Annotated in this window: 15 protein-coding genes; 12 read left to right on the top strand and 3 right to left on the bottom strand. The window is 57.1% G+C overall.

What is annotated here, in order from left to right:
- Nucleotides 1–32: 32 nt before the first annotated feature.
- The 3 genes from AB1F12_RS15180 (at nt 33) to preA (ending at nt 4,228) form a co-directional block, all read left to right on the top strand.
- The gene (locus AB1F12_RS15180) at nt 33–1,460 is read left to right on the top strand and encodes a PLP-dependent aminotransferase family protein (RefSeq protein ID WP_368185203.1); all 1,428 of its coding nucleotides are present in this window, start codon (nt 33–35) and stop codon (nt 1,458–1,460) included.
- Nucleotides 1,461–1,582: 122 nt separating this feature from the next.
- Nucleotides 1,583–2,911, top strand: coding sequence for an NAD(P)-dependent oxidoreductase (locus AB1F12_RS15185; protein ID WP_368185204.1), 1,329 nt, complete (start codon nt 1,583–1,585; stop codon nt 2,909–2,911).
- 12 nt (nt 2,912–2,923) lie between these two features.
- On the top strand, nt 2,924–4,228 hold the full coding sequence (gene preA, locus AB1F12_RS15190; RefSeq protein WP_368185205.1) for an NAD-dependent dihydropyrimidine dehydrogenase subunit PreA: 1,305 nt from the start codon (nt 2,924–2,926) through the stop codon (nt 4,226–4,228).
- Nucleotides 4,229–4,231: 3 nt separating this feature from the next.
- Here preA and AB1F12_RS15195 read toward each other — a convergent pair whose 3' ends face one another.
- Together AB1F12_RS15195 and AB1F12_RS15200 are read right to left on the bottom strand one after the other, a co-directional pair.
- Nucleotides 4,232–4,471, bottom strand: coding sequence for a hypothetical protein (locus tag AB1F12_RS15195; RefSeq protein ID WP_368185206.1), 240 nt, complete (start codon nt 4,469–4,471; stop codon nt 4,232–4,234).
- 43 nt (nt 4,472–4,514) lie between these two features.
- Nucleotides 4,515–5,147, bottom strand: coding sequence for a TetR family transcriptional regulator C-terminal domain-containing protein (locus AB1F12_RS15200; RefSeq protein WP_368185207.1), 633 nt, complete (start codon nt 5,145–5,147; stop codon nt 4,515–4,517).
- A gap of 177 nt (nt 5,148–5,324) precedes the next feature.
- Between AB1F12_RS15200 and AB1F12_RS15205 the strand changes: the two genes are divergently transcribed.
- The 9 genes from AB1F12_RS15205 (at nt 5,325) to AB1F12_RS15245 (ending at nt 13,879) form a co-directional block, all read left to right on the top strand.
- On the top strand, nt 5,325–6,575 hold the full coding sequence (locus tag AB1F12_RS15205; RefSeq protein ID WP_368185208.1) for a Zn-dependent hydrolase: 1,251 nt from the start codon (nt 5,325–5,327) through the stop codon (nt 6,573–6,575).
- Complete coding sequence (locus AB1F12_RS15210) at nt 6,572–6,802, top strand: hypothetical protein (protein WP_368185209.1); 231 nt, start codon at nt 6,572–6,574, stop codon at nt 6,800–6,802. The genes AB1F12_RS15205 and AB1F12_RS15210 overlap by 4 nt, the downstream gene beginning before the upstream one ends.
- Before the next feature lie 65 nt (nt 6,803–6,867).
- A complete protein-coding gene (hydA, locus tag AB1F12_RS15215; RefSeq protein ID WP_368185210.1) occupies nt 6,868–8,322 on the top strand; it encodes a dihydropyrimidinase in 1,455 nt (484 codons plus the stop codon).
- A gap of 63 nt (nt 8,323–8,385) precedes the next feature.
- Nucleotides 8,386–9,165 (top strand): ABC transporter ATP-binding protein, encoded by a 780-nt coding sequence (locus AB1F12_RS15220; RefSeq protein ID WP_368185211.1) that lies wholly within the window; start codon nt 8,386–8,388, stop codon nt 9,163–9,165.
- A gap of 33 nt (nt 9,166–9,198) precedes the next feature.
- Nucleotides 9,199–10,152: an ABC transporter permease gene (locus AB1F12_RS15225; RefSeq protein WP_368185212.1), complete on the top strand. Its 954-nt coding sequence runs from the start codon at nt 9,199–9,201 to the stop codon at nt 10,150–10,152.
- Nucleotides 10,149–10,994, top strand: coding sequence for an ABC transporter permease (locus tag AB1F12_RS15230; RefSeq protein ID WP_368185213.1), 846 nt, complete (start codon nt 10,149–10,151; stop codon nt 10,992–10,994). The genes AB1F12_RS15225 and AB1F12_RS15230 overlap by 4 nt, the downstream gene beginning before the upstream one ends.
- 56 nt (nt 10,995–11,050) lie before the next feature.
- Entirely contained in the window at nt 11,051–12,049 is a 999-nt protein-coding gene (locus AB1F12_RS15235) for an ABC transporter substrate-binding protein (RefSeq protein ID WP_368185214.1), read from the top strand.
- A 108-nt stretch (nt 12,050–12,157) separates the two neighbouring features.
- Nucleotides 12,158–12,538 carry a hypothetical protein gene (locus tag AB1F12_RS15240; protein WP_368185215.1) on the top strand — a complete coding sequence of 127 codons (381 nt, stop codon included), beginning with the start codon at nt 12,158–12,160 and terminating at the stop codon, nt 12,536–12,538.
- A 36-nt stretch (nt 12,539–12,574) separates the two neighbouring features.
- On the top strand, nt 12,575–13,879 hold the full coding sequence (locus AB1F12_RS15245) for a PepSY-associated TM helix domain-containing protein (RefSeq protein WP_368185216.1): 1,305 nt from the start codon (nt 12,575–12,577) through the stop codon (nt 13,877–13,879).
- 189 nt (nt 13,880–14,068) lie between these two features.
- Here AB1F12_RS15245 and AB1F12_RS15250 read toward each other — a convergent pair whose 3' ends face one another.
- Nucleotides 14,069–14,671 carry a TetR/AcrR family transcriptional regulator gene (locus tag AB1F12_RS15250; RefSeq protein WP_368185217.1) on the bottom strand — a complete coding sequence of 201 codons (603 nt, stop codon included), beginning with the start codon at nt 14,669–14,671 and terminating at the stop codon, nt 14,069–14,071.
- Nucleotides 14,672–14,738 lie beyond the last annotated feature (67 nt).

Below are 14,738 nucleotides of genomic sequence, written 5' to 3' on the forward strand. Positions count from 1 at the left end.
TTTGGACCTGCACGATATCCAATAATCGCAAAATGACTAAGTCCAATTTACACGCCGCCATCATGGCCATTTCGCTGGACCGCGCTGGACCCACCAGTTTGCAGGCCCAACTGACCCAAGCGTTGCGAAAGCTGGTGCATGAACGGCAATTGCAGCCCAATGATCGATTGCCTGCCAGCCGCCTGCTGGCTGCGGAATTGTCTGTGTCGCGGATCACCGTCACCTCTGCGTTTGATCAATTGGTCAGCGAAGGCTACCTGCAGGGCCGCCGCGGATCAGGCATGTATGTCGCCGCCGACCTGCCGGATTTGCCGATTTCCACCACGCCGCCACCATCAAACCTGCCCCCCCTTGCCAAACCCAGCCCCCTGATCACATTCCAAAGCGCAGCCCCTGATTTGCGGGAATTTCCATTCACCGATTGGGCACGCCTGATGGAACAAAGCTGGCGGGCGCCGTCGGTCGATATGCTCAATGCGCCGTCGCCCTTTGGCTGGCCCGACCTGCGTCAGGCATTGGTGGCGCATCTTAGGGATTGGCGGGGGTTGAAATGCCACGCCGGGCAGATCGTCATCACGTCCGGCCTGACCGAAGCCATCCGCCTGATCCTGACTGCGTTGCCAAATCGCGCGGGCAACATATTGGTCGAAGATCCCGGCCATGACGTGCTGCGATCCGCCATAACACATGCCGGATTTCACGTCCGCGCCCGACATGTGGACGCAGACGGGTTGCCGATAGATCCCAGTTCCGACACCGATATTGCCGCCATCGCCGTCACCCCGTCGCGGCAATTTCCGCTGGGCATGACCATGCCTTTGTCCCGGCGTATGGCGCTGTTGCAATGGTCGCGCGCAACGGACGGCTATATCATCGAGGACGACTTTGACGGCGAATACCGGTTTCAGGGCCAACCCCTACCCGCCATGATGAGCCTGGATGACCGCGCCCGCGTCATCTATGTCGGCAGCTTTTCCCAAGTGCTGTTTCATGGATTGCGGTTGGGCTTTGTTGTGCTGCCCGAAACCTTGGTGGCTGGTGCGCGGGATGCCATAAACCAAAGCCGCCCTACCGCGTCGCTGGCCGCGCAACCGGCGCTGGCTCGGTTCATAGAAACCGGTGGATTTGCCACCCATATCCGGCGCATGCGACGCCTATATGCCCAACGCCAGAAAACCCTGATCGCCGCGTTTCAGCACCATGTGCCACATGTTTTAACCCCCGAACCCACGCAATCCGGGCTGCATGTCATCGCCAATTTGGCACCCGATGCCCCGGTAAAAACCGACATTGAGCTGGCCCAAACCGCAGACCGATTCGGGGTCAAACTGCGCCCGCTGTCACGTCACTATGCTGGCCCGGTTCAGCGTCAGGGGGCTGTTTTAGGCTTTGCTGCCTTTACAGATTCCGAAATTCGCCGCGGCGCAGAGAAATTGGCTAAGGCCTTTCCCCGCCCATAAATTGAGCAATAATGCTGCTGAGCGGCATAAAAACCGACAACATTTGTGCGCATTTTTAAAATTTTACCACTTGATAAAATTTTGATCCATGGCAGGCTAAAGAAAATCAACAGGGAATAACCATGACCAGCCCAATGACCCCCGGAATTACCGCCGGCCGTCTCAGCCAGTCCGAAATCGCCGAGAATTTCGACGACCTGCACGCGCCGTATGCCCCCCACGAAGCCACAGTTGCGGCAGATCGCTGTTATTTCTGCCACGACGCGCCCTGCATGACGGCCTGTCCGACCAGCATCGACATTCCGTTGTTCATTCGCCAGATCCAAACGGGTCAGCCCGAAAGCGCGGCAAAAACCATCTTTGACCAGAATATTCTGGGCGGCATGTGTGCCCGCGTTTGTCCAACCGAGGAACTGTGCGAACAGGTTTGTGTCCGCGAAGTGGCCGAAGGCAAACCTGTCGAAATTGGGCGTTTGCAACGCTATGCCACTGATAAAATGATGGCCCGTCAGAGCCATCCATATACCCGCGCCGCCTCAACCGGCAAAAAGGTGGCGGTGGTTGGCGGCGGCCCCGCCGGTCTGGCCTGTGCGCATCGACTGGCAACCAAAGGCCATGACGTGGTGATCTATGATGCCCGCCCCAAAGCCGGCGGTTTGAACGAATTTGGCATCGCGGCCTATAAATCCACGGATGATTTTGCCGCCCGCGAAGTGGACTGGCTGATGCAAATCGGCGGTATCACCTTGGAAACCGGCAAAGCCTTGGGTGCGGACCTGAACATCGACACGCTAGCCGCTGATTTTGACGCGGTTTTCCTGGGCGTTGGCCTGGGCGGTGTGAATGCATTGGGTGTGGATGGCACTGACAAATCCGGCGTGGGACCCGCCGTGGATTTCATCAGCGATCTGCGCCAATCAAACGACCTAAGCGCCCTTCCCGTGGGGCGCAACGTGGTGGTGATCGGCGGTGGGATGACCGCCGTCGATGCCGCCGTTCAGTCTAAATTGCTGGGCGCGCAAAACGTGACCATCGCCTACCGCCGTGGGCGGGATAAAATGGGCGCCAGCCCCTTTGAACAGGATCTGGCCGCATCCAAAGGTGTGCAGATCCTAACCCATGTGCAGCCCGTCGCGGTACATGGCAACGGCGCCGCCGCTGAGATGGAGCTGGCCTTTACGGTTGATGATGGCGCGGGGTTGAAACCCACCGGTGAAACCACCCGCATCCCCGCGGATCAGGTGTTTTTGGCCATCGGCCAATCCTTGACCACCGATGGTGGGCTGGCACTGGAACATGGCAAAATCAAAGTGTCTGACACCGGGCGATCCAGCCGCGAAGGCATCTGGGCCGGGGGGGATTGCGCCAGTGGTGGCGACGATCTGACCGTGACGGCCGTCGCCGAAGGACGCGACGCCGCCGAAGACATTCACGCAACGCTTTCCGCGTAAAGGAGGTTCAACATGGCCGACCTAACAAGCAATTTTCTAGGTATTTCATCCCCGAATCCGTTCTGGCTGGCCTCTGCGCCGCCCACGGACAAAGAATACAACGTCCGCCGCGCCTTTGAGGCTGGTTGGGGCGGTGTGGTCTGGAAAACACTGGGGTCCGAAGGCCCGCCCGTCGTTAATGTAAACGGCCCGCGTTATGGGGCGATTTACGGGGCTGACCGGCGGTTGCTGGGGCTCAACAACATCGAATTGATCACCGATCGCCCGCTTGAGGTGAACCTCGAAGAAATGGCGCGCGTCAAAGCCGACTATCCCGACCGCGCCCTGATCGCGTCGATTATGGTGCCCTGCGAAGAAGCCGCTTGGAAAGCAATTCTACCGCGTGTCGAAGAAACCGGCGCGGATGGGATCGAGCTGAACTTTGGCTGCCCGCATGGGATGGCCGAACGTGGCATGGGATCCGCTGTGGGTCAGGTGCCCGAATATATCGAAATGGTCACACGCTGGTGCAAAAAATACTATGACCGCCCGGTGATCGTGAAACTGACGCCCAACATCACCGATGTGCGTTATCCCGCGCAGGCAGCGAAAAACGGCGGCGCGGATGCGGTCAGCCTGATCAACACGATCAATTCGATCACTTCGGTCAATCTGGATGATTTCAGCCCCGAACCGTCAATTGACGGCCAAGGCAGCCACGGCGGCTATTGCGGCCCAGCGGTGAAACCGATTGCCATGCACATGGTGGCGGATATCGCGCGCAGTGCCGAAACACGCGGTTTGCCGATTTCGGCAATCGGTGGCGTGACCACGTGGCGCGACGCGGCCGAATTCATGAGCCTTGGCGCGGGCAACGTGCAGGTTTGTACGGCGGTGATGACCTATGGGTTCCGCATCGTTGAGGAAATGATCGCCGGTCTGGGCGCTTGGATGGACGAAAAAGGCTATGACAAAATCGACGATTTTGTGGGCCGCGCCACGCCAAACGTCGTCGATTGGAAAGATCTGAACCTGAACTACATCGCCAAGGCCAAGATCGACGAAGATGCCTGCATCAAATGCGGCCGCTGCTATGCCGCCTGCGAAGATACCAGCCATCAGGCCATCGCCATGAGCGAAGATCGGGTGTTCAGCGTCAAAGACGAGGAATGCGTTGCCTGTAATCTATGTGTGGATGTCTGTCCGGTGGAAAACTGCATTTCGATGATCCAAATGCAGCCCGGCGAAGTCGACCCACGCACCGGCAAAGTTGTCAGTGATGAATATGCCAACTGGACAACCCATCCCAACAACCCAAGCGCCACAGCGGCGGAATAAAGGTTAGATATGTACCCTCAGAGGGCCGGGATTACAGATGATGATGAACTGATCGCCACATTCGATCAGGTGATATCCGCGTCTCTTAACCTCGGCCATCAGGGCGTCGCGCCCGGGTCCACGATCAATGTCGCGCACATTGTGCCGCAAAACACCCCCCCGGACCGCGCCTGCAAGGGTGCGGTTCCAGTTAAACGGTTGGCGATTTGGGCCAGCGGGGATGCGGTTTCGAATATCCATCATGCGTTAACCATGACCGATATTGGTAAAAGTGTGGTTAATCCCCTTATTTTGCGGGGAAAAACCCACCAAATAATTGATCCAAGAAGGTTTCCGCCTGCGGATAGGGATCAGCGCCGTCCAAAATGGCGCCCACTTGTACCTCAAAATCTGCGTAATGCTGGGTCAAGGCCCAGATTGAAAACAGCAGATGCGTCGGGTTCACGTCATGCATTTTCCCATCCGCAATCCACGTGCGGATCACGGCGCCCTTTTCTTCGACCAAATCGCGCAATTCGCCTTCTAGGGCGGAATGAATGCGCGGCGCGCCTTGTAGAATCTCATTGGCAAACAGACGGCTTTCGCGTGGGTAATCCCGGCTCATTGCCAGTTTACGGCGCATATATCCAAGGATTTCGTCGCGCGGTTCCCCATCGGCTGACATATCCTGAAGCGGGTCCAGCCACGTGCCAAGCAACCCTTGCAACAGCTCCATATGGATCGCTTCTTTGGATGGGAAATAATACAGCAAATTCGGTTTCGACAGCCCGGCCTGATCCGCGATCTGATCCAGCGTCGCCCCGCGAAACCCGAACTTTGAAAACACGTCCAGCGCGGCTTCCAAAATCAGGGACCGGTTCTTTTTCTGAATCCGCGTCTGGTTTCCCGCATTTGGACCCGACTTTGGCGTTGCTGTCATTGTGCACCTCTTGCCACAAACTTCATACTTTACCCCGCCAAGTGCAAAACAATTCAGCATTAGCATATGTCGCAGCCGGAAAGCTTGACTGGGTATGGACCTCTGATAGCGTTGCTTTGACCACTTGGTCAAATCGACACGAGATAAATTTCTGCGATATGCCCGAAAGGATGTGACATGACTGCACCTGCTGCCAATCTAAAAATTAACGGTGACCGGTTGTGGGACAGCCTGATGGAGATGGCCAAAATCGGCCCCGGCATCGCAGGGGGCAACAACCGCCAGACGCTGACCGACGAAGACGCGCAGGGCCGCGCCCTGTTTCAAAGCTGGTGCGAAGCCGCCGGTTGCACGATGGGGCTGGATCAGATGGGCAACATGTTTGCCCGCCGCGACGGCACAGATCCCGATGCCCTGCCGGTCTATGTGGGGTCACATTTGGACACCCAGCCGACGGGTGGCAAATATGATGGCGTGTTGGGGGTTTTGGCCGGGCTGGAACTGATCCGCACGCTGAACGATTTGAACATTCAGACCAAACACCCGATCGTGGCCACCAACTGGACCAACGAAGAAGGCACGCGGTATGCCCCGGCGATGCTGTCATCAGGTGTGTTTGCCGGGATGCATACCCAAGATTGGGCCTATGCACGCCAAGACGCCGAGGGCAAAACATTCGGAGCCGAGCTGGAACGGATCGGTTGGCGCGGCGAAGAAGAGGTCGGCGCACGCAAAATGCATGCGTTTTTTGAGCTGCACATCGAACAGGGCCCCATTCTGGAGGCCGAAGGCAAAGACATCGGCGTGGTCACCCACGGTCAGGGCCTGAGCTGGACCCAAGTCACCATCACCGGCAAAGACAGCCACACCGGGTCCACCCCGATGCCGATGCGCAAAAACGCCGGGTTGGCCATGGCCAAGGTGCTGAACCTGGTCGACGACATCGCCCTGTCCCACGCGCCCCATGCGGTGGGGGCTGCGGGCCATATCGACGTCTACCCCAATTCGCGCAACGTGATCCCTGGCAAGGTGGTGTTCACCGTCGATTTCCGATCCCCCGATCTGGACGTGATCACCGATATGGAAAACCGCCTGCGGGCCGAGGGCACCGAACTTGTCACCGGCATGGGCATGCAGATCGCATTCGAAAAGGTCGGCGGTTTTGATCCGGTGACGTTTGATCCGGGCTGCGTGACAGCCGTGCGCGACGCGGCCGAACGGCTGGGCCATTCCCACCGCGACATCATTTCCGGCGCCGGCCACGATGCCTGCTGGATCAACCGAGTTGCGCCCACGGCTATGATCATGTGCCCCTGCGTCGACGGCCTGTCCCACAATGAGGCCGAAGACATCAGCAAAGACTGGGCCGCCGCCGGGGCAGATGTGCTGTTCCATGCGGTTGTTGAAACCGCGGAGATTGTGGGATGAAGCTTCTTGCCCCCTTCATCACGCTAGGCGCAGTTGCGCTAGCCGCATGCGATCCACCGCCCCCGGCGCCATTGCTGGATTTCCCGGCGGATGTGGACCGCGCCCTGCCCATTGACGTGGACCGGACCGAAGTGAACCAAGACCCGGACGGGTGTTGGTTCTACACTTATGCCGGGGATTTGTTCACCGTGAATGACCAAAACGGCACACCGATATGTACCCCTTGACGTGACGGCCCATTGCCAGCCGTTACGCCAGCCAAAACGCCACGACCCCAAGGAGGAAACCGACCATGAGCACCGTCATCAAGAACGGCACCATTGTCACCGCTGATTTGACCTACAAGGCCGACGTCCTGATCGAAGGCGGCGTCATTTCGCAGATCGGACCTGACCTAAAGGGCGACGAACAGCTAGACGCGACCGGCTGTTACATCATGCCCGGTGGTATCGACCCACACACCCATCTGGAAATGCCGTTTATGGGCACTTATTCCACCGATGATTTTGAATCTGGCACACGCGCTGGTCTGGCGGGGGGCACCACGATGGTGGTTGACTTTGCCCTGCCCAACCAAGGCGAAAGCATGCTGGACGCGCTGAAACGCTGGGACAACAAATCGACCCGCGCCAATTGCGACTATTCGTTTCACATGGCGGTGACATGGTGGGGCGAACAGGTGTTTGACGACATGAAAACCATCGTTCAGGAACGTGGGATCAACACATTCAAACATTTCATGGCCTACAAAGGCGCGCTGATGGTCAATGACGATGAAATGTATTCGTCGTTTCAACGGCTTGCGGAACTGGGCGGCATCGCGATGGTTCATGCGGAAAACGGCGACGTGGTGGCAGAACTGACCGCCAAATTGCTGGCCGAGGGCAATACCGGCCCCGAAGCGCACGCCTATTCCCGCCCGCCACAGGTCGAAGGCGAAGCCACAAACCGCGCCATCATGATCGCTGATATGGCCGGCGTGCCGCTTTATGTGGTGCACACTTCCTGCGAAGACAGCCACGAAGCCATCCGCCGCGCCCGCATGCAGGGCAAACGCGTCTGGGGCGAACCGCTGATCCAGCATTTGACTCTGGACGAAAGCGAATATTTCAACCCCGATTGGGACCATGCCGCGCGGCGTGTCATGTCGCCTCCGTTCCGGAACAAACAACACCAAGACAGCCTGTGGGCTGGCCTGCAATCCGGGTCTTTGTCCGTGGTGGCCACGGATCATTGCGCGTTCACCACCGATCAAAAACGCACCGGGCTGGGCGACTTTTCCAAAATCCCCAACGGCACCGGTGGCCTAGAGGATCGCATGCCGATGTTGTGGACCCATGGCGTGGCTACGGGCCGGATCACGCCCAATGAATTTGTCGCCGTGACATCCACCAACATCGCCAAAATCCTGAACTGCTATCCGAAAAAGGGCGCGGTTCTGGTTGGGGCAGATGCGGATTTGGTGGTCTGGGATCCCGAAAAATCCAAAACCATCACCGCCGCCAGCCAGCAATCCGCCATTGATTACAACGTGTTCGAAGGCAACGAAGTCAAAGGCCTGCCGCGTTATACCCTGACGCGCGGTCAGGTTGCGGTGATGGACGGCGACATCAAAACCCAAGAAGGCCATGGCGAATTTGTCGCCCGTGGTCCAAACACAGCCGTGAACAAAGCGCTGAGCAGCTGGAAAGAACTGACCGCACCGCGCCCCGTGCAGCGCAGCGGCATTCCGTCAACCGGCGTATAATCCATGCCCATGGATGGAACATCAATAGAAGCCCCGGATGACGTCCGGGGCATGAGGAACAAAATGAGCAACGCAGTGATCAAAGCCAGCAATCTTGATCTGACCTTTCACACCAATGACGGTCCGATCCATGCGCTCAAAGATGTGAATCTAGACATTGACGAAGGGGATTTTGTGTCCTTTATCGGGCCGTCTGGCTGCGGGAAAACCACGTTTCTGCGCTGCATCGCGGGGCTAGAGACCCCGACCGGCGGTGACCTGTTCGTCAATGGCATGACCCCGGACGAAGCGCGCCGCAAACGCGCCTATGGCTATGTATTTCAGGCCGCGGGCTTGTATCCATGGCGCACAATTGCGGGCAATATCAAACTGCCGCTGGAAATCATGGGGTTCGACAAGGCCGAACAAAACACCCGCGTCGAAAAAGTGCTGGAACTGGTTGATCTGGCCGGATTTGGCAAAAAATTCCCGTGGCAATTGTCCGGCGGGATGCAGCAACGCGCGTCCATTGCGCGCGCGCTGGCCTTTGATGCGGATATCCTGTTGATGGATGAACCATTTGGGGCGCTGGATGAAATTGTCCGCGACCATCTGAACGAACAATTGTTGCAGCTCTGGGCGCGGACCAACAAAACCATCGGCTTTGTCACCCATTCCATCCCTGAGGCAGTCTATCTGTCGACCAAAATCGTTGTCATGTCTCCGCGCCCCGGTCGGATCACTGACGTCATCCACAGCCCGTTGCCCAAGGAACGCCCGCTCGATATCCGCGATTCACAGGAATTTATCGATGTGGCCCATCGTGTCCGCGAAGGCCTGCGCGCGGGGCATGCCGATGATTGACCCGATCCAATTTATCCACATGTGGGGGCTGGCATGAAACAGACCTTTGTCCCTGTCCTGACCGTGATCGCCGCCATCGCCGCGATTTGGTACATCGCCTGCGTGCCGATGAATATCCGCGAAGTTCTGACAACCGCCGAACGTGCCGGTGCTGTTGTTTATCCCGAAACCGCTGTGGAACGCAGGGACGCAGGCGCGATTGGCATGGTCTTTGCCAATACTGGCGAATTGGGCGCATCCTGGTCCGTTGAACGCGCGCGCCTGCCCGCCCCGCATCAGGTGGTGGTTGAAATGTGGGACAGCACCTTCGGAGAAGAGCTGTTTGGGCGACGCGGCATCGTGCGATCCGGCACATTGTCCAATCGCGGCCTGTTTTATCACGCAGGCATCACCCTATCGGCGACCTTGCTGGGCTTTGCCATCGGGGCGGGGCTGGGCGTGATTTTGGCCGTCGGGATTGTCCATTCCAAAGCCATGGACATGTCTGTGATGCCTTGGGCGATTGTCAGCCAAACCATCCCAATCATCGCCATCGCACCGATGATCATCGTGGTTCTGTACTCGATTGGCGTGCAGGGCATTCTGCCCAAGGCAATCATATCCGCCTATCTGTCGTTTTTCCCGGTGGTCGTTGGCATGGTCAAAGGGTTGCGCAGCCCGGATCACATGCAATTGGACCTGCTGCGCACGTATAATGCGTCGAAATCTCAGTCGTTCTGGATGCTGCGGCTGCCGTCTTCGGTGCCGTATCTGTTCACCTCGATGAAGATCGCCATGGCCGCCAGTCTGGTCGGCGCGATCGTTGGCGAATTGCCCACCGGTGCCGTGCGCGGACTGGGTGCGCGGATGCTGGCCGGGTCCTATTACGGGCAAACCGTCCAGATCTGGTCGGCTCTGTTTATGGCGGCGCTGGTTGCGGCGGGCATGGTCGGATTGATTGGCTGGCTGGAACGGCGCACGTTGCGGCGTATGGGGGTGCAATCATGATCCTTGTTTTCACCGCCTTTGCCCTGTGGATCGCCATGTGGTGGCTGAATGTGCAACTGGCCAATGGCCCGGCCGCACATCTGCCCGCCGTCAAAATCGCGATCCCTGCCATTTTTGGCCTGACACTGATCGTGATGTGGGAATTGATCGTCAAAGGGCTGGATGTGCCGCTGGTCATTCTACCGGCCCCCACCCATATCGCCACCACGTTTGAGGCAAACCTGTCGATCCTATGGGCGGATTTCAATCAGACCTTCGTCAAAGGCGCGCTGAGCGGCTATGTCATCGGCTGTATCGCCGCGTTTCTGACCGCGATCATCGCTGACAAATACGATTTTTTGCGGCGCGGCCTGCTGCCTGTGGGTAATTTCATGGCCGCATTGCCCATTGTCGGCACGGCCCCCATTTTGGTGATGTGGTACGGATTCAACTGGCAATCCAAAGCTGCCGTCGTGGTGGTTATGGTGTTTTTTCCAGTCTTGGTTAACACCGTCGCCGGTCTGCGTGACACATCTGGCATGCAGCGCGACCTGATGCGCACATATGGCGCATCCTATTGGCAGACCTTGTTTAAATTGCGCCTGCCCGCTGCGATGCCCTTTGTTTTCAATGGGCTGAAAATTTCAACAACATTGGCGCTGATCGGTGCGATTGTGGCTGAATTTTTCGGATCGCCCACTTTGGGGATGGGATTTCGCATTTCAACCTCGGTTGGGCAGCTTGCACTGGATATGGTCTGGGCAGAAATCGTGGTTGCCGCATTGGCCGGGTCCGCGTTTTATGGGGTTATGGCATGGATCGAAGGACGGATCACGTTCTGGCATCCCTCACACCGACGCTAACGAAATCATATAATGACCGGGAAAATCCGGCGTAATGACAACACGGAGGAACTATCATGAAAAAGACATTGATCGCGACAACAGCGGCACTGGGTTTGACCGCAGGACTGGCCATGCCAGCACTGGCGGATGATGATGTAACGCTGCAATTGCAATGGGTTACCCAAGCTCAGTTTGCGGGATATTACGTGGCACTGGAACAAGGTTTCTACGAAGCCGAAGGCCTGAATGTTACCATCCTGCCCGGCGGACCTGACATCGCTCCACCCCAAGTTCTGGCCGGTGGTGGCGCGGATGCCATGCTGAACTGGATGCCATCCGCCCTTGCCGCCCGTGAAAAGGGTCTGCCGGTGGTGAACATCGCACAGCCGTTCAAAACATCCGGGCTGATGCTGACTTGCTGGCGTGATACCGGCATTGAATCCGTTGAGGATTTCCGCGGCAAAACCATCGGCGTTTGGTTCTTTGGCAACGAATATCCGTTCCTCAGCTGGATGAGCCAGGTTGGCATTCCAACCGAAGGTGGCGAAGACGGAATTACAGTTCTGAAACAGGGCTTTAACGTTGATCCACTGCTGCAACGTCAGGCCGATTGCATTTCGACGATGACCTATAATGAATACGGTCAGGTTCTGGATGCAGGCGTTTCCGAGGACGAATTGATCACCTTCAAATACGAAGATCAGGGCGTCGCCACATTGGAAGACGGCATTTACGTGCTAGAGGAAAATCTGGACGATCCGGCATTTGCCGACAAAATGGTGCGCTTTGTGCGTGCCTCTATGGAAGGCTGGAAATGGGCCGAAGAAAACCCGGGCGAAGCGGCTGAAATCATTCTGGATTATGACGAAACCGGCGCCCAAACCGAAGCTCATCAGATCCGCATGATGGCCGAAATCGCCAAACTGACCATGGGATCAAACGGCGCATTGGACGAAGCCGACTTTGATCGCACCGTCGCCACATTGCTGGCCGGTGGGTCCGATCCTGTGATCACCGCCACCCCAGAAGGCGCATGGACACATGCGATCACGGATGCCGCGCTGAGCGAATAATTCCCATCTGATCAAGTCATTGGGCGTGCAGGAAACTGCGCGCCCTTTTGTTTTCCGGTTTGTTCTGAGGCCCCCTAAGGTTAAACACCCTTAAGGAGCCGTTCATACATGTTGTTATCCCGCCTCAACCCTAGCCAAATCCTGCGGGCACTGATGGTTTGTCTGGTTGTTCTGGGATTGCTTGCGCCCCGCATGTCCGCAATTTTGGTCCATGTGATCCCGGGTATTCAAACCGTGGCGATCTGTACCGGGGCGGAAATTATCATCCTGACGCTGGATGCAAACGGCACCCCGATTGAGTCCCAAGAACACAAATCCGAACATTGTGTTTTGGCCGATCTTGTCATCGCGCAGGCCCAGCCCGACCCCCATTGGCAGGCCTTGGCGCGCGATTACACACGCCCGTTTACGATTGTTGTTCACGATGCGGCGGATCGGGATCGATTGTCCCATATCCTGCCTTCTCGTGCGCCCCCTGCTGTGATTTGACACCTTAATTTTCAAATCAAATCACAGGACTATTTTATGACCGATGCAACTGTATCGGGCGTTGCTGCGTCGCAAAAAGCGACCGGCGGGGCCCTCTATCGTATGGTGTGGAAATGGCATTTCCTCGCTTCTCTTTATGTGCTGCCTTTTATGGCCATGTTGGCCATCACCGGGGGGATTTACCTATATAAACCCCAGATCGAAGCCTGGCTTTATGCCGACCAAATGAACGTATCCGTGGGCGAAGCGGTGCTGCCGCTGGAAACCCTAGTGGCGGCTGTAGACGGTGAACTGGGCGTCACCCGTCTGCGGGGCATCACCGTTTACGACGATCCAGCCCGATCCGCGATGATCGAATTTAACGACGCAGATCGTGTGCGGTCTTATGCGTGGGTCGATCCCTACACGGGGGACGTTCTGGGGTCCGTTGAACGGGATCGCATGGCGATGCGGATGCTGAAAAAATTCCATGGCGAATTGCTGTTGGGCAAAACCGGCACAAAATTTGTCGAATTGGCCGCCCATTGGGCCATCGTGATGTTTATCACCGGCGTCTATCTGTGGTGGCCCCGTGGCCAGCGCACCCTGTCCAAGGCCGTTAGCCTGCCCAAAGGCGAGGGTCGCGCATGGTGGCGCGAAACCCATCTGTTTGTTGGCTTTTTGGCGACAATCGTTGTGGTGCCCATCCTGATTTCCGGCCTGCCTTGGACGGATGTCTGGGGCGGGGGGCTGTCCTATGTACAGGAACAGACCGATCAAAAATCCGGATCGCTGCGGTTTTCGCGGGATGTGCCCGGATCAACCACGTCCCAAGGCACGCCCATTGCCTATGCAGATGTGATCGCCACGGCCCAAGCCCAAGGGTTGGTGTCGCCCTATGAAATGCGCCCGCCGCGCGACGAAGCGGCCGCGTTTTGGGTCCGTTCGGCCAGCCGGGATCGGTATGAGCAATCCGAACTGATCGTGGATCAATATTCCGGTGACGTTCTGATGCGGCATGACTTTGACCAGAACCCTGTTTTGGCCAAGGCCGTTTCGCTGGGCATTTCCCTGCACCAAGGCGAACTCTACGGACCGCTCAATCTGGTGGTGAACACATTGGCGGCTTTGGCGGCATTGTTCCTGTCAATCACCGGATTCGTGGCATGGTGGAAACGCCGCCCCGCGGGTCGGCTGGGGGTGCCAAATGCGCCGGACCGGGCCTTGGGATCGGGTATGATCGTGTTGATCATTTTTGTGTCGCTGCTGTTCCCATTGGTGGCCGCATCCCTGATCGCCGCGCTGTTGCTAGATTGGCTGATCTTTAGCCGCTTGGGTTGGTTCCGATCAGAAAACCCCTAAGTTTCAAACCACTTTTGGGCCGGCCGCGTTCCGGCCCAAAGGTCACATGAGGGGCAACACATCGTTTTCCTTTTTGGGAAAGCAGTCGTTGGCGTAGCTCGCCGCGAATGTCAGTTTCGAGCCCTCTTCGACCGATGCTGCGCTACGCGTGAATGTCATCCTATGGTCCAAGGTGTTCCAGGGTTCAGGCTAATTCGACGGAACGACGTAGTCAAAAAGCTGCCGAAATGGTATTTGATTTGCCGGATGCATTGGACTTCCTTCGCGGATTTTCTTGGTAAAGCTACAATATCCGTGCAGCAACGACCAAATCGTGATCTCGAGCGTCAAAGGGCCAGTATTCGTGTCTTGAAAGGGCGCGCAGCACTGTTCCAAAATTTCGAATGAGGCGCGAGATTTTGCGCCAAGGTCTGGATCGCAGAAATCTATCTGGCTGGAATTAAACATCAATCCATAGAGGGCCTGATTTGCCGCAGCAAATTCCAAATACCCTTCACATATGGAATAAAGGCGATCTCGGTTCAGGTTCGGTGCACGGCTCAAGTGAGCAAGCATTGTCGCGGTAAACGTTTCATGGCCGCGTGCCGCAATCGCAGTGAGCAGTCCTTCTATACCGTCAAAGTGATGAGCCGGTGCCGCGTGAGAGACCCCAGCGCGTGCGGCACATTTACGGAGTGTCAGCGCATTTGCACCGCCGCTTTGTAACAACTCAATTCCCGCGCTGATGAGCGTTTGGCGCAAATCTCCGGCACGCTTCGTCTTTTCATTCAAATTCATATTGGTCGAATACATTTACGGCTTGACAGTGTCAAGTAGATTGACGTAAGCGGTGAACTTGACACTGTCAAGGAGTGCGCAA

Origin of the sequence: Aestuariibius sp. HNIBRBA575 (assembly GCF_040932005.1) — a bacterium.
In the GTDB taxonomy this organism is placed as follows: Bacteria; Pseudomonadota; Alphaproteobacteria; order Rhodobacterales; family Rhodobacteraceae; genus CANLNM01.